The organism is Pedobacter sp. R-06 (assembly GCF_049913135.1).
GTDB lineage: Bacteria > Bacteroidota > Bacteroidia > Sphingobacteriales > Sphingobacteriaceae > Pedobacter.
Genome location: NZ_CP183977.1, coordinates 5,298,339 through 5,319,390 on the forward strand (window position 1 = coordinate 5,298,339; position 21,052 = coordinate 5,319,390).

A 21,052-nucleotide genomic window follows, 5' to 3' on the forward strand; every position below is an offset into this window, starting at 1 on the left:
TAATCATTACCAAAATAAAAATCAGTAATAATCACACAATATATGCCTTAAAAATTGCTAAATAAAAAGGAGTATCTATATAACGATAAATAGTCGACTAGTCGTACAAATATGTAGATACAAAAAAAGTTTACAAAAATGTAAACTTCTTAATGTTATTTGGCTTTATTATACTAAGCATATTTTATTCCATGTTCGTTAACCATTTCCTTAGCTACTTGCTTAATTTCCTGTTCTTCCGATTTTGGATAAATCAAAAGTACATCACCATCATCAACAACAATATAGTTATCCAATCCCCTTATTACCGCCGCTTTATCATTGGGTAAGTGTATAATGCAATTGTTCGTGTCTTTCAAATTAATCTTAGTAAGATTAACCATATTATTATCGGTATCTTTTTCTCCAACCGCATGTAAAGAAGCCCAGGTGCCCAAATCAGACCAGCCAATATCAGCAGGAATGGTGTATACATTATCGGCTTTTTCCAAAATGGCGTAATCGATAGAAATATTAGGGCTTAATGGGTAATTTTCAGCAATAAAATTAGCTTCATCAGGTGTATTATAAAAAGGCAAGCCACTTTCAAACAGCGTAGTTATTTCGGGGGCATATTTCTCAAATGCTTTCTTCAAGGAACCTGCTGACCAGATAAATATTCCTGCATTCCAAACATAATCTCCACTTTGTAAATATTCCTCTGCCTTAGCCAAAACGGGCTTCTCCATAAAGGCACTTACTTTTTTAATCTCACCTGGCACACCTTGATTCTCTATACTAAAATCCTGATACTGAATGTAACCGTAGCCTGTGTCCGGTCTAGTCGGTGTAATGCCCAAGGTTAATAAGGCATCATTTTTCGCACTAAAATCTAACGCCTGTACTATTTTATTTAAGAATATATCTTCCTTTAAAATCAAATGATCTGAAGGTGCAACTACGATATTGGCATCGGGATTTAACTGACCAATTTTATAAATAGCATAAGCAATACAAGGTGCAGTATTGTTGCGGCTAGGTTCTAACAAAATATTAGCCTTTAAAACAGCGGGCAATTGTTCGGCGACTAAATCCGAATAGCTTTCATTGGTTAATATAAATATTTGATCATTTGGGCAAATGTTTAAAAATCGCTCATAGGTAAGCTGTAATAAAGATTTACCAATTCCTAAAATATCAATAAATTGCTTTGGAAAATGATTACGGCTTTTTGGCCAAAAACGAGAGCCAACACCGCCGGCCATAATAAGTACATAATTATTTTTTTTCATTATACTTTTTTAATACAAATTTTTTAAGTTCTTCTTGGAAGACATTTTCATCAAATCTTTCCGCATTTGCTCTGATGAAGTCGGGATCAAACTCAAGCATTTCAAATAGCTTTACAGCCTCAATAAGACTTTCTATAGTCTGCTCCTTAAAAAAGATTGCGGTGGCCTTAGTTGCGTCATTGGTGTAGGGAATCATGGTTTCTAATACTCCACCAACACCGTAGGCTATCACCGGCCTTCCAGATGCATTTGCTTCTAGAGGCGTGATCCCATAGTCTTCATGTTGTGGAAAAATAAGTGCTTTACAATTGGCATATAACTCAGCAAGTTCCTCGCTTGAAAGACCCTTTCTGAAATCAATATTATTCTCCGCAAGCTGTTTTAATTCTTCAGCTTTCGTACCATTACCTACAACAATTAATTTTAAGCCGAGTTTATTGAAAGCCTCAATTGCCAGATCAGCCTTCTTATAATATTCAAGGCGGGAAACCAAAAGATAATACTCTTTAGGTTTGTTGGAAATATGAAAGTTTTTTGTCTTTACGTCTGGGGGGATAAGTTTAATATCTGTTACACCATAAGCATCTCGGATGCGTTGAGCAGTCTCTTCGGTCATGCCTAAATAATAGTCGCCCCTCTGAGCAGCCTTTTTATCAATTTTTCTTAAAACACTCACCACCCGATCAAATATCCAACGCGAAATACCTGACGAATTATTATACTGACTGTAGGAGGTTGGATTCCAGGCAAGTCTGAAAGGTGTATACGTATAGATAAATACTAATGCCTTTGCATCGATATTTACATACTTAGCACTATGCGTATTTGAAATTAATACTACGTCATATCCATGAACATCCAATGCTTTCATTGCCATTACCCCAAAAGGAAAGTATAACCGCTGCATCCACTTTACACTTTTCGAAAGAAACTGAAGCTTAGATGTCCTAATCTTATAATCCCTGTATTCTGGATAAGTACCATCAGGGTTGTAAGCAAGTGTAAAAACATCAGCTTGAGGAAAAGTCTTAAGCATTGTCATCACCACCTGCTCTGCCCCACCCCTTCGCATTAATTCGTCATGGACAATTGCTACTTTCATTATTTAAAGTTTCTATCTTCTTCATTAATTAATATTTCGAGAACATCAAAAAATGACTTATCATATTCCCATCCTAAAACTGTTTTTGCCTTATTGTTATCACCAAACATATCTTCCATATCAGTAGGTCTAAACAACTGTGGATCCTCCACTAACTTATCTTTTGAAATGCTAAGATAATCCATTGTGTAGGTTATAATATCCCTTAAATAAATAGACGTTCCCGAACATATTAAATAATCATCAGCTTTATCTTGCTGCAAAGAAAGCCACATGGCCTTAACATAGTCTGGAGCATAGCCAAAATCACGTTTCACATCGATGTTACCAACCCTCAGCTCATCTTTCAGACCTTTCTTTATTTCCAATGATGTTCTGATCACTTTCTTAACAAAAAAGTTCGGACTGCGTAGATACGATTCGTGATTAAACAAAATACCGTTTACGCAAAATACTTTGTAAGACTCTCTATAATTAACACCAATCCAAAACCCGGATGCTTTTGAAATCGCATAAGGACTTAGTGGATGCATTGGAGTACTTTCAGTTACAGGTAGAGATTTCACCTGGCCAAACATTTCACTGCTACTGGCCTGATAAATTTTCGTGTCTAATTGCAATAAACGCACACTCTCTAATATATTAAGAACAGATTGTGTATTATAATTTAATGTACCGATGGGTTGTTCAAAAGAGATCCCAACAGAACTTTGAGCCGCTAGATTGTAAAATTCATCAGGCTTATATTTCAGCAAAACCTTAATAATACTCGAAAAGTCCAATAGATCACATTCCTCAATTACAATATCATTTTTTATGTTTAAATACTTAAAATTCTTTGTACTAAAATTATGACTACTTCGGGTAAGCCCGACAATTGTATAATTTTCCCCGGCCAGTAGTTGTGCCAAATAAGCGCCATCCTGTCCGGTAATTCCGGAAATAATCGCTATTTTCTTTTTCATAATCTAGCTATTATTCAAATTGACTTTTGATATAATATCCGTTTTCTTTTAGCAATTTTTCTTTTTTGAAATGATCAACATCTGCCGCCACCATTTCTTTTACTAAGCCTGATAAATCATATTTAGGCTCCCATCCCAATTTTGTTTTTGATTTGGTTGGATCACCAATAAGAAGATCAACCTCAGTAGGTCTGAAATATGTAGCATCAACAGCAACGACTATTGTTCCAACAGGTACTTGATAATCAGCTTTAGAGCAAGAAATTACCTTGCCAATTTCATTTACTCCCTCTCCTTCAAAACCAACAACGATACCAACTTCTTCGAAGGCCAATCTTACGAATTCCCTTACTCTAGTGGTTACACCAGTGGCAATAACATAATCTTCAGCAACATCTTGTTGCAGAATTCTCCACATCGCCTCAACATAATCCTTTGCATGGCCCCAATCTCTTTGAGCATCAAGATTTCCTAAATATAGTTTAGTTTGCAAACCCTGAGCAATTTTAGCTACAGCCCTTGTAATTTTTCTGGTCACAAAAGTCTCACCTCTTAATGGACTTTCATGATTAAATAAAATACCGTTACAAGCAAACATATTGTATGCCTCACGATAGTTTTTAGTAATCCAAAAACCATAAATTTTAGCTACTCCATAGGGCGAACGAGGATAAAAAGGTGAATTTTCATCATAAAAACCTTTCTCATTTTTGTTTTCCGGCATTCCCCCATATAATTCAGAAGTAGACGCTTGATACACTTTAGTCTTGTTTTCTAAACCCAAAATCCTTACGGCCTCTAATATTCTTAAGGTACCTAGACCATCTACGTTGGCCACATATTCAGGCGAATCAAAAGATACCTTCACATGGCTCATAGCACCCAAGTTATAAATTTCATCTGGTTGAACCTCTTGGACAATTCTAATCAAGTTGGTCGCGTCGGTTAAATCACCATAGTGAAGCTTAAACCTTCCATTATCTGAATGTGGATCTTGATAAAGATGATCAATACGATCAGTATTGAAAAGAGAACTACGTCTTTTTATACCATGAACCTCGTAACCTTTATCTAAAAGTAATTCCAATAAATACGCTCCATCTTGCCCGGTTATGCCAGTAATTATTGCTTTTTTCATCAATTTTTGTTTTAATAAATTCTTTAATTTTATGTAAGTAATTCTAAATTTTCTACAATTGTTCGATTAAATTTATCCCAATCATATTCATTAACTTTGTTTGTTCCGTTTGTTAAAATTTTTGCCTTTAGTTGATCATTTACAAGTAATTCTGAGATTTTTGCTTCAATGTCATCAACATTTAGGGCATCACAATAAAGAGCGGCATCACCACAAATTTCGGGTAATGATCCAAATTTTGATGATATAACTGGGCAACCAAAATACATTGCTTCTAATGGAGGCAAGCCAAAACCTTCATACAATGATACAAAGAGCAACAACTCTGCCTTACTGTAAATGTATGCTAAATCAAGATCATCAATTTTCCCCGTAAATTCAACCGCCTTTTTTAATACCGGATTATTTTCAACGATATTAAAAATTTCAACATCTTTTGTTAAGAAATTATCTCGTTTGCCAACCATAACAAATTTTATGTTACCATCTTTCTTTAACAACTGTTCAAAAGCGAATAATGATCGTTTTAGATTTTTATGTGGTTTTATATTTCCAACATACAAAATAAATTTTTCATTGCTATACTTCTTCAATTCATCAGGTATTTCCCTTCTTGAATTCAACTCTATTAAATTGTTAAAATATTCTTTATCGATTGCGCATTTTGCAACAATTATTTTTTTTTCGTCGCAGCCTGTAAATCTACTAATTTCTTTCTTTGAAAATTCAGATATAGTAAATACAAGGTCTTGTTTAGATGCTCTAAAGTAAAAAAATTTAGCATAAATCTTTTTGAGGTACGAAAGACCTTCCTGAAAGACTAAATGATTTACATCTGGAATAATTACTGCCTTTTTTTTTGCTTGTGGCAAGAACAAAGGAACATTGTAATGAGGTGAAAAAAATATATCACATTTTGGGGTTAATGATCTTAAGCTAAATTGTTCTTTGATTGAATAAATAGGTTCTAATAAACTAATAACTTCCACTTTATTAAACCAATCAAATTTTACTAATTCTTCTGGATTACCAATTAAAACTAAGTGCTGAAATTTAGAAATAATTGTAGGTATCATAGATTGAATATATCTACCAATACCAGAACTATTTATCATTCTTACGTCTATAACTATCTTTTTATCTATCATAAATTAGAGTGTTTGCTAACTGGAAATGTATACATCAAGCATCAACATCAAATTATAATAATTAAGCTTGTAAAAGAAATATGTATGTAAGATAGAGGGAATTTTCTAAATCGATCCGTTAACATAATAATAAATCACTAAACTTTGTTGAGAAAATAATGATATTACCATAACTTAATTAAGTTACAAATTTATAATAATTATTTTCGCTAAATTTATTTGGTTTTTAAATGTTATTCGTCAATAATACCACTTATGAGAGAGTATAAATTCATTGCTCGTTTTAACAATATATATATATGCATATTTACTTTAACTTTTGATTTAGCTTCCTATAATTAATATTTTCATTTATAAAATAATAATCATCTCTAACTTCTTTAACTAAAAACGATTGATTTTCGGTTCTTGAATATCTCTGCATAAATTTTAGCAGAAGAAAATATTTATCGACACCCAATACAAACTTTAACAACAACATTAACTTATTCAATTTTTTCATTTTCGACTCAAAGCCTGGGTGAGTTAAATGGTTTCCTTTCAAAGCGTTTGACTTCACTCCGGATAAGAGCTTATTGTTTTTTAGCATACCATAAAATTTACCCCCTTTTATAGCGAAAGGATTGTTTAAATCAATGTCATCTTCAAAAAGTCTACGGTAAAGCCTACGATGATATGGTTGAATTAACTCTCCATTATCGAAAAAATCAAAACCATATCTAAATTTAATGTAAAAGTCGTAACCGTTTATCTTTAGTTGATCCGCATACCAACTAAACAGGCTACCTAATGCAGGAAACTCTTCAATCATATATTCTGGGTGGTTTTTATGTACACGCCCAGTAGCCCCGGAAATATCAAATCCTGCAAAATGAAAGAATATTAATTTTGTATCATCATTAGCCACAAGCTTGTTTTGAACATAAAAGTTTCCATCAACTTTTATTAAATTTCTCTCATGAAGGTTCCAAAAAGCCATATTTCTTCCAATGTCATGAGAAATTAAGGTTTCATTAGGAAAATAGGATGGGATTAAGTCTCCCCATTTCTGATCCGTATGTAGCGATTCTAATTTATCCTGATAACACTTGTCATATAACCTAGCCATCCACCAATTGATAAAAAGTTTACCTTGCATTGTTGAGCTAACTGCAACAAAGCCAAAATTAAATGCCCCAACATGCAATAGTAAAGATTCGGTAATTAATCCAGTGTAATCTAACTCTGGTGTGCAGAAATGTGGTGTAACGACAATGCTTTTATTGTTCAATTCATCGAAGATAGGTTGTACTGAAGAGAATGTACAAATATCAGGATCAAAATATATCGCTTTTTCATAACCAAGCTTAAATACAAAATCAAAGAAAAAGGGTTTAACAGCTGTACAAAATTCGGTTAGGTTGTACTTGAAAGACATATTTTCAAGCTTATCTCTAGATAGATCAATTTCATTTAAACTATAAACTTTAAAGGGCTGGTCTGCTAGTTTTAAGTCATCAACTTTGTCTACTAATAAAATACAGAAATCTAAATCTGTATTATGTTTTTTTAAACTTTCTCCTAAAGTGAAAGCCAATGGAAGGTAGTTTTTTGCAACTATGCTGAAAACTATATCTTTATTCTTCATATTACTCTGCGTTTTTTAAATAAGCTTGTAGGAAAACCTTCGAAAATTGAATTTGGTGGAAAACTCTTGGTAACAACACCATTTGCTCCAAATATACTATTTTTTGCTATTGTTACGTTTGGCATTATGGCAACAACTTCGCCTTTGCAAAAGTTATCTCCCATATTACCGGTCCTTTGGCTCAGTTTTCCTAAGTGATGGAGGCAAATTATATATTCAAACGCTGCATCATCATTATAATGATGTATTATAAAAAATTTATTAACCATGTTATACTATAATCGATTATAATTTTATTATTACAAGCTATACGGCAATCATAATTTATTGAAAGCCCCCATTTAAAGAAACCTAATGTTTCCTGTATACTTATAAAATAAATGTGAGAAAAAAATATCTTGTTCAGAAAAAGAATAAATTTTAAAGTTAAAACTACGAACTCTTTTTATCCGTATAAAAAAAGCACATTCAGCGATTAATAGAGGTGGATATCTAATCTATAATCTTCTGAAAAGTAAAATAGATGATTCTTTATATTTCTCACCAATCCCATGTGATGTCATCGTTCTCAAATCATTAGGATGCCTTATTTTGGCAATTCTCAATTCATAATTTCTAAGTATTGTCTACAGGCCTATTATATTTATGCATTCTTAGAATAATTTATAGCTATAACCTCCTTTTGTCTATATTTTAAACTAGTAGTAAGTAATACAATAAAGATAAAATTAATTGGAAAAACATAATACATTGGAAGAAAGAGGCTATACATCAAAAACATAAAGATAATATATTTAAAAAAAAGTTGAGACTTTCCTCTTATTGACCAAAAAAATAATATTAAAATTAAAATAATAAAAAATATTGAATAAGGAAAATAATTGTATATAAACGACAAATACCATGTTTCTGAAAATTGGATGTTAGAGTTTGCTAGCGGATAAGGATTAAAAATCAAATCATTACTTAAGTGTTGATTTACTGACCCATTTTTGGACTCTAGCAGCAAACTCACAGCGGCCCAATTTTCAAGCACTTGATAAACTAAAAAAACAACTATAACAAATGCATAAAACATGATTTTAACGTTGATTTGTTTAAAATACTTACATACCCAAAAAATCGCAGATATAAATAACATAAAATATGCTGTAAATGAGAATGTCATTATTATGGAAACTAAAGCCGCAAACAAAAGAAAATAATTCTTATTGAATAAAAAATAAAAAGCCAAAATTACACTGATAAAACCAAAACCATTTGGATCATCCCAGTATCCTCCAAAGCGTACTAAGTCGCCTTCGTAACCTAAGGCGGGCAATCTTCCAAATAGAAAATAATTTAGAATTACATGAGCATTCGAAATAAAGAGCACTATTCCAGTTATATTAATAATCTTATGGTAATTGATACCTATGCTTTCCAAATTATTTTCTGTAAACCATAGGGGCATCAAGACAATAAAATAAAAACAATATTCAAGTTCATTAACTGAAGAAGATAAATTTTTGTAGTAGAATATAGCTATAATATTAATAAATATTACAAATAAAATAGTGCAATAAACGAGCAAAAAGTTCTTATTAAAAACGAATTTAAATTTTGAACCGAAATAAAACAGACTAATAAAGAATAAAATTAATATATATTTAGATATCTGCCAAACGATAGGGGTATTTGTATATGTGGGTGACGTGCTCTCTGAATTGTATTTAAATATATATCTGTGAAAATTATAAAATATTAAAGTGAATATAGTTAGATATATTCCTAGTTTTTGAAACATTAACCTTGACATATTTTTACCCTTCTATACTGAAAACAATATTTCCAATCATCATATTATTCAACATTTTTTAATAAACGTGCCGGAACACCCCCAATTATTGAATTTTCGGGGAAACTTTTTGTAACTACCGCATTAGCCCCAATAATACTGTTTTTCCCAATTGTAACATTAGGCATTATAGCTACACCTTCCCCTATCCACACATTATCTTCAATAATTATTGGGCCTTTAGATTGTACTTTCCTTTTTGAAGGTGGAACTTGTATTGACGTAAAATCAGTACTTCCATGAAAATGGTCAGTAATAAATACCTTACTAGCAATGAGTACATTATGACCAATAACTATTTTATTTATACAGCCAATGTGACAATCAAAATTAATCGAAACATTATCCCCTATAGTAATTAAAGGCTTGTAGGTATGCCCATTGTGTTTTGCATATGCCTCTAATCTTAGACGAGCAAAGCTGTTAAAATTTTTACCGATATTTATGAACTCTCCTCCATGAATACGAGCTGGATATTCAATACGAAAATTCTTGCCAACAGATTTTATACCAAATACATATAGATAAGAATAGATTATATTCTGAACACGGCGACAAATATTGATAAACCTAAATAACATTCTCTATTTTTTTTATTAGTGCAATAAATTGTTTTAAAAAAACGTACAATAAAATATAGTTAAATAATATACAATTGATAAAGATAAAAACAATGAAACATTACACTATAACTATTATAAATTATTGCGACTATATATCCTGATAAAAAATACGTAGCTGTAATAAAACAAGCAACTTGTGAAAATGAAATTATAAAATTTTTAAATTTGGAATTGTTAAATAAATTACGAAAACACGCACAAGTATTAGATAAATTATCTCAAGTAGTATTATTAGATAAAATTATCAAATGATCCTCTTTTATTGTTTTCAAATCATTATTTTTTAACACTATCAATCTTTACCCATAGGTCTGAAACTACATTGTTATGCTTATAAAATTCCACCTCAGGATTAAACCAAGGCTCTGGAGCAATTACAATCTTATCAGGATTTCTATTAAGCCATGCACCCCACCAACTATATGTACTATTTGCAATAATATTATGTTTGGCACACGACATCAATTGCATATCGCGAAAATTTCTCTTATTACTCGTCGGATTCCAATCCACTAAAGTATATTCTATATCTTTGATATTTTCTTTCACCCAATCATGGTTATCTGTGAACACGTAGAATACTGGATCATCCACACATTCCTTCATATGTGCAATTGATCTTTCATAATACTCCTTTGAACAAATACCCTGATATAAGTCAAATTTCTGATAATCTGCACCCTTGCGAACGTGAATTGCAATTGAATTCTCACGCTCCATTTTCTTGTAAATCTCAATATTTTTTGGTTCATCAAATGGTAGAAAAGTAAAATTCTTTCTCACATCTTCTTTGCAATCTTCAAAGTATTTCTCTGTCTGCCACAAGCCAATAAAATTACAATCTTTAGTAGCTCTTTTTTGCATATCCGGCACATAACTAAAGACCGGCTCTTTTATGTACTTTTCTTTACCAAAAATATTTGACAATTTCCGCAAAAGAAATCCTTTTACACCAGTAATGCAACTATACTTAAATTTATGTTCATTAGTCGACTTTACGTCAATATCTGGAAACGCATCTTGCAATCTCACAAATTCAAAAGCCCACTCCTTTCTTGGTTTAAAATTACTTTGGTCTATATAGACATCCAATCCTTTAGCTTTTAAGCCTCTTGCAAAAGCATAACAAAACATTTGATTTGCCAATCCAGCTTGTAAACATACTGATACCATAATTATTTCAATTTATTGTTATACAAATCTAATGCAGCTCCCATGGCTGCATCCATATTATAATACTCCCATTCAGCTGCACGACCGCTTAAATAAATATTATTTTTCTCCAAATCAAATTTTAGATCTTCAATCATTTTTCGAGTATCTGTACTCTGAATAGGATATGAATATTTTTCATAATGGTGAGAAATATACTTTGGTGAAAGAGGTATTCTTTGTAAATTGTCAATAATATCATCTTTTGATATATAATCTGTAAACTCTATGGTTCCCGTCATCTTACCGGGAGCATTATTGTTAATTGAGAAATTACCTGTACAAATGATTCGGTGAGACTCATGCTCACGACTTGGCATATATACCCAACTAAATGGGTTTTCTTCTATTTCACAGAAGACAGATGTTGTTCCATGAAATTCTAACTCCTCAATTTTCTTATCATAACCTGATAAATTAAAATGTTCATCGAACAGCGCAGGAATTTGTTTTAGATTTCCACAAAAGACAATTCTATCGCATTCAATATCATTTACAATCCATTTAACCCCATTACGCTTTACACTATCTACTCTAGAGTTACAAATAACCTTTAGACCTTTTGCCATTGAATCCACAATAAATTGAGAACCTCCTTTTTGTGGATAATAAAATGAGCTATGTACAAAAGATCTTTCATCAACATGAAATAAATTATTAAAAATGATTTCTTCAACTGTAGGCATTGGTAATTTACCTGCAAGCCAAAACAAAGGCACATTAGTTAAGTCTCTGCGCCAAACTTTATAATTATAAGGCTGAAAATATAAATCATATAGTGTTTTTCCAAATCTACCTTTTAAGAATTCATCAAAATTATTTGGCTCATTATCAGAATCTTTTGCCATCTGCACCAAGTCCTTTACAATTTTCTCACCATTAACTTTATCCAGCATATGAATATGATTCTCAATAGGATATGGAATGACTTTACCATCTGGCATAAAAACAGTTGAATTCCTCAATGCTTTTGTAAAATCTTCATCTTTTGAGAAAAAAGACCAGAACCAATCCATAACGTCTTTACGTTTGCTATTGAATACATGACCACCTGTACGATGATATAAAGAACCATCTATGACATCACATTTTATCATTCCTCCTGGTCTACTATCTCCTTCAAGAACGATAACTTCATTCTCTTTATTCAATAGATTGGCTATTGACAATCCAGATATTCCACCTCCAATTATTATGTATTTCATATTATTTATATTGATTCATAATTCTAATAAATATTTTTTTTGCGAATTCCTTCCATCCAATCCTCATATTCATATTGGTTGTTATAAAGATTTAAAAAATCTACAGAACTGATATGTTTATAAGGATCAATAAAATTGTGTTTACCATCATATTCACAATAAAATGAACTAAGGTTATATAATTTATATTTAGGCCAATAAGAATTGAGAGCTTCATGATCAACCATAATGAAATACTGCCTTATAAGATTCCAGTGATTTATCACTTTCATCTCTGCCCTCATATACTTTTCGATAAAAGTTTTAGTGATATATATTTCGGGCACTGGAATATTGCACATAATCTCTCCATCAAATTTACCATATTTTTCTTTTAGGTATTTTTGTGCGGAATGTACCTGTAGAGAATCGTATGGAATATCAAAAAAATTAATCATATCTTCAGTATATCCAAAATAATAAAAATCCTGTAGCCACAAAGGCATAAACATTTGTCCGGAATTACCAGCAGGAGATATTATCCTGCCTTTAAGTTGAAAAGGATTATCTTTATCAACTGGAAATATAGTTAAAAGACTCTTGAGGTATTCGAATGCGAATTCTTTGTATATTCTTAAATCACTACGGTTTTTCAATGTATATAAAGCCCCTAGTTCTTTTGCTCTTTTAATTCCTGCAAGTGATGTACAAATTTGATAATTCACATTACCAAAACCACAAGGTTTGAAATCTTTACTAAGAACAATTTCGCATCCTAGAATCTTAAATTCATCTAATAAATCTTTGTCGGTATAATCCCATGTACTAATAATAATTATTGCACCTGGAAATATTTTTTTGTATAGTTTTACCGTTTCAATTGTGAAATTATCACGTATTTCAATAATACCTTGTAATACGATTGCAAATTCTCCTGGTTTTGTAACCGTTTTTATGTTCGATGGAATAAAATAATCAGCGTTCTTTGGATATAATTTAAAGTTGCAAAAGTTTTCGGAATATCTTTCATATCCATTAAACAATAATGGCAACACTAAATTACCTTTCTTATCCACACGACTAATGCAATACATTAAAAATCGAGTTATTACAATTAGAACTTGAGTAATAATCTTCTTAATGACCATTATAATCCAATTTTTTAAAGATTCCATGTTTTATTTTTTTGATAAAATCAATATAAAGAGAATCTTTAAGTAAAATTAATATAATAGAATAACTCAGCGCCCCAGTACTTGACATAATCAATATCATAATTAGATTTGACACATTTAATAATCTAATAATTAAGAGTACTGCAGTCATAAACACAACAGCTACAACATAATTAATAAGTGATTTGTCAAATACTTTTATTGGAATATATTTTTTCCCAAGTATATACATACTTACCGTTGCTACTATTTCAGCACATAAATACCCCAGTGCCGCTCCAAGTAGGGAGTGCTTAATTGTTAGTATTAAGATTACTATATCAACAATACTCGCAAAAATAGCAGCCTTAATTATAATATCTATGCGTCCAATCGGATATAAAATTTGCATACCAAAAACATTGGACAAACCAATAATAAGTAAAAGTGGTGCAATAATTTGAGAAACAAGCACAGCTGGCTCAAACGATTTTCCGCTTAACAATACTACAGCATACGGACTTGCAATTATTAATCCAACTGTGAGTGGTAAAGTTATGCTTATCACGAATCTATAACTTTGTCGTGCTAAAAATTTAAATTCCTCGTCTTTCTTTTCAGCAAATAAATTAGAAAAACGTGGGAGCATTACTGCAGTTAACGCACCAATGATTCCGAAAATTATAGAAAATATTTTAAGGCCTGTAGTGTAATAACCTACAGCCGAATCACTGTTAGTAAAGCCAAGAAAAATAGAATTAAGAGATATATACATAGTAGATATAACAGTCAACATAAATACTTTAGATACAGATTTCAAATGCTTAAATGGATTTAATCTTTTAATCTGGATATTTTTGACGTCAATCAATTTTGTAAGCCTAATGAAATTAAAAATATTATTGCCAACTGTGCCTAATACAATAAAAGTTCCATACAACAAAACATCCTCCTTAGAACGAACAAAGAGAAATAACATTAAAACACATAAAATCCTGATGATAATTGCTCTTATTGTAATAAACTTGTAATCCTCCATTCCTTGATAATACCACTCACAACCAATTGTAGTAAAAGCTATCGACAAGCTTAAAAGGAGAAACAAATAAGTATTAGAATATATTTTAGGAACCGTTAAACATAAAATAAAAACAACTAAATAACCAATTACTGTTAATATGGAATGTAGAAAAAATATTTCTACTGTTGTTTGATCTAATTCTTTTTTATTATTTCTTACTCTTGCTATTTGCCTTACTGCATATAACGGAATCCCTAAGCCTACAATTATTGTTATGTATACAACTATCGAATTATAAAAATTGACAATACCTATTCCATCTGCTTGCATAATTCGGGTTGCGTATGGAAACGTTATTAAAGGAGATAAAGTAAGTGTTACTGTATTGATTAAATTAAATATATAATTTGATTTTATTGAAACAGACATATAAAGGTTTAGTTGATTGATTTCTCGTTTACGCTTTGTATTTAAATTCTATATCGTTTATTGTCTCTTACCATTTGTTATCTCATGTATACCATAGAACATTTCTGTGATATTGGTCTTACTGAACCCTAGATACACGGAATTTATTAAAGTGAAATTTAATTTTCCAGATACAGCTGGTACTTTAGCATTTTAATAATTAATTACTAAACATATTACCCTATATCCCTATCATTTTTTGAAAAAAGCCAAAAATTCTTCTTTTTCAATGTATTTATGGGTGAACAATGAAATCAAAACAATGCACGCGCACATCGTTAACGCAATCAGCACAATCAAAATATTATTATGTACTAACAATGTATGACCATCATAAAACCAAATCAATGGAACTTGCACTAAATACATAGAATAACTAATATCACCTAATTTTTCAAGTGCAACTATTTGCTTTTTATCCTTAAAGAAAAGGACAGTAGATAAAAAAACAAAGAAGCTAGGAATTCCCCAAATTAAAGACCTAGGCATTAAAAGCTCAACATGTTCGAAAGAAAACTTAATAAAATCTCTTGGAATTCCCAAGTACCCATATCCGGAATCCTTGCCTAAAGCACTTACAAAAAAAACAACAATAGAAAGGCAAAAAAAGATATTTAGGAAGAATTTTTTTTTAACATTAATTTTATTACATATCCAGAATGCAATAATACCTAATGCAAATTCTAAAAAAAGATTGCAAAAAATTGTATCTACGTATATATTGTTAAAAGTAAAACACAAACCGACCAAGCCTAAGAGCAAAAGAATTGAAAAAGCGATATGCAAACAGAATTTTCTGAATAATAAAATTGAAAAAGCAATTATTATATAGAAAATCATCTCAAAATTTAATGACCATCCTGCAAATAAAATTGGGTCTGCATATTTATTACCATTCTGTATGGGTATGAATAACATAGATAAGTAATACTGCTTCAAGTAAAAAATAGGATCACGATGAAATACTAAAAATATAATTAAAAACAAGCTTGACAACAAAAAATAAAGTGGATACACTCTCCTAATCCTTCTACCTATAAATGCCAAAGCAGATAATTCCCTTCCCGATTCTATTTTTTTCGTAATAGAATTTGCCATTATAAACCCTGAAATCACAAAAAAAAGATCTACCCCAATAGCGCCACAAAAATTAATATCGAAAAACAAATAAGTCAGATGAATATAAATCACAGAAAAAGCTGCAAAAGCTCTTAAATACTGTATTGAACTATAGGTCATGATAATTTTTTATCTAAATAATTAAAATATTCCTCTGGTACTCCGCAAAAAATAACCTCATCACGCCTAATAACTTCAATATGGACATTAAATTCTTTAGAAATCAAATAGTTATACAATGGAGCGACATAAAGCTCTTTCAATTTTATTTTAGATATATCAACATTAGCCGCATCAAATGCAGCTACAAATGCTTCTTTCTTCTTGAAATAATAGATACCTGTAGAACAATATTTGGATATCTCTTCTTTTTCAGCTGTTTGAATTACTTTTGTAGAGTCTTTATGCTCGGTTTTTGCATAGGACCAGTTAGCCCCTTCACCCTCAAAAACTTCCAAATAACCATCCCAATTTAATAATTCAACCGGAAAGCTGAAATTTGGTCTAAAAGTGTCAATATTGAAAATTAAAATGGGCTCATCGTCTGGTAAATTTGAAGCTATTAAACCTAAATAAACAGTTTCTGCTTGTCCCCTTGTAGGTTCATTAAGAATAATAATATCAAAAAAAGAAATACCCAATATTTCACATTCTTTTTTGATAAATTCTTTAGTACAAAATACATCCCTCGCGATAAAAATAAATTTTTCAGTTTTAAAATAGGCTTCAAAACTACTAACTGCTAAATTAAAAAGACTCTTTTCTCTAGCATACAACATATATTTCGGCAAAGTAAACCCTGAATCGGTAAATCGTTTGCTTAAACCTGCCATTGGAATTATTATTGTCATAATCTTATTAATCTATAATTTCGCTCCGTGATTTGTATTCCACATAAATTTTCAATGCATTGGCCAACATCGCTTTCTGTCTCTTGGGATGGTCACTATGCAAGGGTAACATTGACAAGAATAAATGCACTAATATAGGATAGGTACTTAATTGATCTAAATTCATATCCCCAAAAATTTGTGCCTTAAAATGTCGTTGGATATGAGCAATATGTGGTTCCGCTTGTATTTCAAATTCCAAAGTGTACTGACTGGTTTCTTTATAAGAAAAACAACCTCCAATAATATAATCATAAAGCCCCAAAACAGAATGTGCTAATTTAGCAACATCATAACGAACATCTCCATAAATAGTCTCTTTGCCGTCCAAATCCAGACCTCTTGGGTCAATTACTTTTATGGATTGTGTTTTGAAATTATATAAAATGTTACTAAAACAGAAATCACCATGCATAATGCATAAATGCTTCCTTTCAGGATCTGGGATCGCCGCATTCATTTCCAAAACAATCTCGTTTAATGAGGGCACTCCAATACCATTAATGATCCATGCTTCATCAAGATTTATATTTTCTTGCGAAGTGTACATTTTTAATCTGGAAAAAGTTTTCTCCGAATATATTTTATCATTGAACGAACTTAAATCCACGTCCGCTGTAGATCTGTTACTTAAACAAGTAGTGACAAATAAATTACAGGCCTGGAATATGTTCCTCCAAACAAACAGCGGCTGGTTTCCAAAAACATATAAATCAGATAAAGTATTCAAATAGAAATACTCAATTTCATAATAAGACTTGTTTTCTTGTTCACCATATTCCCATAGAGAAGGTAGAAAGGGTTTCAAATTCAGAGGACAATTTTTAAACCACATTGCCTCCGCCAACATTTTATTCTTATCGCTACTGGATTTTCTCACAGAAAATCGATTGATGGCTAAATCATTAAATACCCTTTGTGTTGTCAGAAAAGATTTTGAACGGTAATACGAATTGACAAGTCCAAAATCAAGCCAAAAATTAGTATCAATTTCTCTAACTTGAATTTCATCTCGATAGGATTTAATCCCATCCATAAATTCGTACTTATGCTCAGTGATCTTCTTTATTAACAGGCTCTGATTAGAAAATGAAAAATATCCTGCATAAACTTTATTCTGATTATTACCTGAAGAATGCGCCCAACTGTAATTAATCTGCTCATCCGAAACGATACACAAATCATTACCTTGCGGTATTTCTTTAAACAGAGTATCTCCGTGTAAAATTTTCAGTGACTCTTGATACTTGCCAATCACATTCAAAACATAAACGACTGACTGCCCTAAAGATAGTTCTAACGGAACTTTTACTATCAAAATATTATTTTCCTGAAACAATATTTCATCTCTTTCTGTCAAAACAAAATCATGTGGCAGAGAAATAACAATTTGTTCCCGATTATTAAATAATTCCAACTGATGCTGAAACAAACGTCTATTTTGCAAAGGCAACATAGATGGCGGCAATTTTCCAAATTCAGTGATGAGCTCTGGCGAAATATATGCCGCAGAAGTTATTAAAATCATACCAATGAATGAATGAATTCTTTTTCTTTTTTCAACATGGCAATAATTTCCTCGTAATCCATATTTATGAATTCTGATGGTCGAATCGACTTGTCATCAATATAAAAACCCTCAAAACCACACCAAGGCTTGCCAATATAAACCTCGTCAAAAGGCACATTATATTTCCCCAACCATTCTATTATATTGGGCAGGGTATAAACATTTATTTTGCCCACATTAGATTCATAAGTACGCATATTACGACTGGAATTGATGGCAATTTCAAATCCCTGGGCTTTGTACTTATGCAAAACATCAATGAAAGACTGAATAGGAACACTGTTTACATAATCTCCCTCTACCGTTATTGAAATGGTATCATCTAAATCTACTATTAATCTTTTCATTTTTTAATTTATTTTAAAATATCTAATCTCTCAAAAAAACAATGTCATTCCATTATCTGAAACTCAAATTTTCAACTCCCTTTAAGATGGAGGTTAACAGAAAATTCTATTTTAAACTTTAACTTGAATCTGTAACTACCTAACCAATTTCTTGCCTGTCGAAAACAACGCCGCCATAAGCCGCGATAAAAATCTCCCAATATCCAAATTCCTTTAGATCTTTCGCAAAACGCTGTTTAAGCAATGGTAAAATTCGCCTGATACAAATTACATCTTTACTTCTTTAATTTTATTTACATTTTCCAGGAACCAACGGTAAGTTTTCTGAATACCTTCTTCTAAATCAACTTGGTGTTTCCAACCTAAATCATGCATTTTGGTTACATCCATTAATTTTCTTGGTGTCCCATCAGGTTTTGTAGTGTCCCAAATAATCTCACCCTGGTGTCCTATGATTTTTTGAATTGTTTCTGCCAATTCTTTTATGGTTAAATCTACCCCTGTCCCAACATTATACAAATAATCCGGAAGTTTATTTTCCAGAGCAAAAACAACTGCCGCTGCCATATCATCTACAAATAAAAACTCACGCATAGGTGTTCCACTTCCCCAAAGCGTAACTGATTCATGATTATTTTCTTTTGCAATATGGAATTTTCGTATCATCGCTGGCAATACATGGGAAGTGTTCAAATCGAAATTATCATATGTTCCGTATAAATTTGTTGGCATTAAACTCACATAATCTTTTCCATATTGTTTTCGAATGGCTTGACAAGCTTTAACACCCGTGATTTTTGCAATAGCATACCATTCATTTGTTGACTCCAAATCTCCAGTGAGCAAATATTCTTCTTTCAAAGGTTGTGGTGCTAATTTTGGATAAATACAAGAGCTTCCCAGGAAAATAAATTTCTCTATTCCAGTTTGCATCGCCGAATCAATAAGATTATTTTGGATTTGCATATTTTCCATAATAAACTGATATGGATAATCATTATTGGCTAAAATTCCTCCAACTTTTGCAGCAGCATCTATAATTACGTCTGGTTGTTCCTGAAGCAAATATTCTTTAACAGCTACCTGATTCCTCAAATCCAACTTAGCGCTAGACGCTCCAATCAAATTGGTATATCCTTTAGCTAAGAGTGTTCGCCAAATTGCAGACCCCACCATACCATGGTGTCCAGCAATATAAATTTTATCGCTTTTATGCTGTAAATGTAAATCTAACATTTATTCGTATTGATTTTTAATGACATAGCCGTGAGATTTAAGCAAAGTTTCTTTTCTGAAATGGTCCACGTCTGCTACAACCATTTCTTTAACTAAAGCTGCCAAATCGTATTTAGGCTCCCATCCTAATTTAGTCTTAGACTTAGTTGGATCCCCAATTAATACGTCCACTTCTGTTGGGCGGAAATATGCAGGATCAACACCAACAACCTCAGTACCTATAGCAATCTGAAATTCAGGGTTTGAGCAATTCACTACAAAACCTTTTTCTTCTACACCTGATCCATTAAATTCTACTGTTATCCCAACTTCGGAAAAAGCCATTCGAACAAACTCACGAACACGGGTAGTTACTCCCGTTGCAATTACAAAATCTTCAGGTTCATCTTGCTGTAAAATCCGCCACATGGCTTCTACATAATCTTTAGCATGCCCCCAATCGCGTTCTGCTTCTAAATTACCCAAATATAATTTAGATTGTAAGCCTTGAGCTATCTTAGCAACTGCTCTTGTAATTTTACGGGTAACGAAAGTTTCACCACGAAGTGGACTCTCGTGGTTAAACAAAATTCCATTACAAGCAAACATTCCGTAAGCCTCACGATAATTCTTAGTTATCCAAAAACCATAAATTTTAGCTACACCGTATGGAGACCGTGGATAAAAAGGTGAACTTTCATCATAAAAGCCTTTTTCATTCTTATTTTCTGGTAAACCACCATATAATTCAGAAGTTGAGGCTTGATAAATTCTAGTCTTTTTTTCTAAACCCAGTATTCTTACTGCCTCTAAAATTCTTAGGGTTCCAATACCATCAACATTGGCTACATATTCTGGAGAATCAAAACTAACTTTAACATGGCTCATAGCGCCCAGATTGTAAATTTCATCTGGTTGAACCTCCTGCACAATTCTGATTAAATTTGTCGAATCAGAAAGATCTCCATAATGCAATTTGAATCTAACATTTTTATCATGAGGATCCTGGTACAAATGATCGATGCGATCCGTGTTAAAAAGAGAGCTTCTCCTTTTAATCCCATGCACCATGTAACCTTTTTCTAATAATAATTCAGCTAAATAAGATCCATCTTGGCCTGTGATACCTGTAATTAATGCTACTTTCATATTTTTGCTATT

The 21,052-nt window shown here is 31.7% G+C and carries 19 protein-coding genes; all 19 read right to left on the reverse strand.

The genetic code is table 11. From position 1 onward, the window contains the following. Window positions 1–173: 173 nt before the first annotated feature. The 19 genes from ACN9MR_RS21350 to gmd (ACN9MR_RS21440) all read right to left on the reverse strand — a co-directional run bounded on the left by ACN9MR_RS21350 (window position 174) and on the right by gmd (ACN9MR_RS21440) (window position 21,040). Window positions 174–1,271, reverse strand: coding sequence for a mannose-1-phosphate guanylyltransferase (locus ACN9MR_RS21350; RefSeq protein WP_426326523.1), 1,098 nt, complete (start codon window positions 1,269–1,271; stop codon window positions 174–176). Continuing rightward, window positions 1,258–2,373: a glycosyltransferase gene (locus ACN9MR_RS21355; RefSeq protein WP_426326524.1), complete on the reverse strand. Its 1,116-nt coding sequence runs from the start codon at window positions 2,371–2,373 to the stop codon at window positions 1,258–1,260. The genes ACN9MR_RS21350 and ACN9MR_RS21355 overlap by 14 nt, the downstream gene beginning before the upstream one ends. Continuing rightward, window positions 2,373–3,338, reverse strand: coding sequence for a GDP-mannose 4,6-dehydratase (locus tag ACN9MR_RS21360; protein WP_426326525.1), 966 nt, complete (start codon window positions 3,336–3,338; stop codon window positions 2,373–2,375). The genes ACN9MR_RS21355 and ACN9MR_RS21360 overlap by 1 nt, the downstream gene beginning before the upstream one ends. Before the next feature lie 10 nt (window positions 3,339–3,348). Next, entirely contained in the window at window positions 3,349–4,476 is a 1,128-nt protein-coding gene (gmd, locus tag ACN9MR_RS21365) for a GDP-mannose 4,6-dehydratase (RefSeq protein ID WP_426326526.1), read from the reverse strand. A 29-nt stretch (window positions 4,477–4,505) separates the two neighbouring features. Next, window positions 4,506–5,624, reverse strand: a complete 1,119-nt coding sequence (locus ACN9MR_RS21370; protein ID WP_426326527.1) for a glycosyltransferase family 4 protein — start codon at window positions 5,622–5,624, stop codon at window positions 4,506–4,508. A 307-nt stretch (window positions 5,625–5,931) separates the two neighbouring features. After that, a complete protein-coding gene (locus ACN9MR_RS21375; RefSeq protein WP_426326528.1) occupies window positions 5,932–7,251 on the reverse strand; it encodes a hypothetical protein in 1,320 nt (439 codons plus the stop codon). After that, window positions 7,248–7,520, reverse strand: a complete 273-nt coding sequence (locus ACN9MR_RS21380) for a hypothetical protein (protein WP_426326529.1) — start codon at window positions 7,518–7,520, stop codon at window positions 7,248–7,250. Before ACN9MR_RS21380 ends, ACN9MR_RS21375 begins: the two co-directional genes overlap by 4 nt. Window positions 7,521–7,894: 374 nt before the next feature. Continuing rightward, window positions 7,895–8,677: a hypothetical protein gene (locus tag ACN9MR_RS21385; protein ID WP_426326530.1), complete on the reverse strand. Its 783-nt coding sequence runs from the start codon at window positions 8,675–8,677 to the stop codon at window positions 7,895–7,897. A 416-nt stretch (window positions 8,678–9,093) separates the two neighbouring features. After that, window positions 9,094–9,669, reverse strand: coding sequence for a DapH/DapD/GlmU-related protein (locus ACN9MR_RS21390; protein WP_426326531.1), 576 nt, complete (start codon window positions 9,667–9,669; stop codon window positions 9,094–9,096). A gap of 318 nt (window positions 9,670–9,987) precedes the next feature. Continuing rightward, the gene (locus ACN9MR_RS21395; protein ID WP_426326532.1) at window positions 9,988–10,884 is read right to left on the reverse strand and encodes an alpha-1,2-fucosyltransferase; all 897 of its coding nucleotides are present in this window, start codon (window positions 10,882–10,884) and stop codon (window positions 9,988–9,990) included. Between the two features lie 2 nt (window positions 10,885–10,886). Further along, window positions 10,887–12,128, reverse strand: coding sequence for a protoporphyrinogen/coproporphyrinogen oxidase (locus ACN9MR_RS21400; protein WP_426326533.1), 1,242 nt, complete (start codon window positions 12,126–12,128; stop codon window positions 10,887–10,889). 23 nt (window positions 12,129–12,151) lie between these two features. Then, window positions 12,152–13,282, reverse strand: a complete 1,131-nt coding sequence (locus ACN9MR_RS21405; protein ID WP_426326534.1) for a WavE lipopolysaccharide synthesis family protein — start codon at window positions 13,280–13,282, stop codon at window positions 12,152–12,154. Next, complete coding sequence (locus tag ACN9MR_RS21410) at window positions 13,245–14,711, reverse strand: oligosaccharide flippase family protein (RefSeq protein ID WP_426326535.1); 1,467 nt, start codon at window positions 14,709–14,711, stop codon at window positions 13,245–13,247. Before ACN9MR_RS21410 ends, ACN9MR_RS21405 begins: the two co-directional genes overlap by 38 nt. A gap of 231 nt (window positions 14,712–14,942) precedes the next feature. Further along, window positions 14,943–15,989, reverse strand: coding sequence for an acyltransferase family protein (locus ACN9MR_RS21415; RefSeq protein WP_426326536.1), 1,047 nt, complete (start codon window positions 15,987–15,989; stop codon window positions 14,943–14,945). Continuing rightward, complete coding sequence (locus ACN9MR_RS21420; RefSeq protein WP_426326537.1) at window positions 15,986–16,720, reverse strand: hypothetical protein; 735 nt, start codon at window positions 16,718–16,720, stop codon at window positions 15,986–15,988. The genes ACN9MR_RS21415 and ACN9MR_RS21420 overlap by 4 nt, the downstream gene beginning before the upstream one ends. A 7-nt stretch (window positions 16,721–16,727) precedes the next feature. Then, complete coding sequence (locus ACN9MR_RS21425) at window positions 16,728–18,287, reverse strand: hypothetical protein (RefSeq protein WP_426326538.1); 1,560 nt, start codon at window positions 18,285–18,287, stop codon at window positions 16,728–16,730. Then, window positions 18,284–18,676 (reverse strand): hypothetical protein, encoded by a 393-nt coding sequence (locus ACN9MR_RS21430; RefSeq protein ID WP_426326539.1) that lies wholly within the window; start codon window positions 18,674–18,676, stop codon window positions 18,284–18,286. Before ACN9MR_RS21430 ends, ACN9MR_RS21425 begins: the two co-directional genes overlap by 4 nt. Window positions 18,677–18,943: 267 nt before the next feature. Next, window positions 18,944–19,912: a GDP-L-fucose synthase family protein gene (locus tag ACN9MR_RS21435; RefSeq protein ID WP_426326540.1), complete on the reverse strand. Its 969-nt coding sequence runs from the start codon at window positions 19,910–19,912 to the stop codon at window positions 18,944–18,946. Next, window positions 19,913–21,040 (reverse strand): GDP-mannose 4,6-dehydratase, encoded by a 1,128-nt coding sequence (gene gmd / locus ACN9MR_RS21440; RefSeq protein WP_426326541.1) that lies wholly within the window; start codon window positions 21,038–21,040, stop codon window positions 19,913–19,915. Between the last annotated feature and the right edge of the window lie 12 nt (window positions 21,041–21,052).